At 58.4% G+C, this 855-nt stretch carries 1 pseudogene; it reads left to right on the top strand.

The features are described 5' to 3' along the window. Window positions 1-855, top strand: a pseudogene (locus NW838_RS05625) (glycosyl transferase); the annotation flags it as partial.

Below are 855 nucleotides of genomic sequence, written 5' to 3'. Positions count from 1 at the left end.
GCTACCTCTCCACCCCCGAGTATCTCAGCATCCTAGCCCATTTGCTGGGCTACCCCGCTGTCTCAGAACTAATGGGGACAGGGCTGCTCCACCGCGACGAGAGCCTGAGCCGGCAGTTTGATCCCGAGGTGATGATGCGCCACCTCTTCTACCCCTTGAGCTGGACGGATGAGCACACCCTTACAGTGATGGTCAATGACCCCCTGGACTGGGCGGTGGATGAGCTGCTCTACAGCTGGCGGCCAGGCTTGCGGATTGAAAAGGTGCTGGGCACCGAGCAGGATATCACGCAACTGCTCAGCCAAGACCAGGGATCCCGCTTCAGCCAAGAGGCGGTGTACAAGCTGATGGCCCGCCTGCCAGAAGAATCGGCCTCGCGGGTGTTTACTCCTTCTCAGATTGCAGTGGGCTACGGCCTGCTGCTGCTGTTGCTTTGGGGATTGGCCACTGCTCCCTGGACGACCCTGACGATTTTGGTGGTGCTGATCAATCTCTTCTACGTGGCCTCGATTCTGTTTAAGCTATTGCTCAGTCTGGTGGGATCCGCCGATCGCTTCCACCAGATTACCGATGAGGAAGTAGCCGCTTTGGATGATCGCGACTTGCCCATCTACACCATCCTGGTGCCGGTCTACAAAGAACCGGAAGTGATGCCGATTCTCATCAACTCCCTCTCCAAGCTGGATTACCCCCACGAGCGCTTAGATGTGCTCATCTTGCTAGAAGAAAACGACCGAGACACCATTGAGGCGGCCCGGGCTGCCAAGCCCCCCCGCTACGTGCGCCTGCTCATCGTGCCAGATAGCAAGCCCAAGACCAAACCCAAAGCCTGCAACTACGGCCTGGCCTTTGCCC

It is taken from the genome of Synechococcus sp. R55.2, from assembly GCF_047462075.1.
GTDB lineage: Bacteria > Cyanobacteriota > Cyanobacteriia > Thermostichales > Thermostichaceae > Thermostichus.
This window is presented reverse-complemented; position numbering and strand designations above follow the sequence as displayed.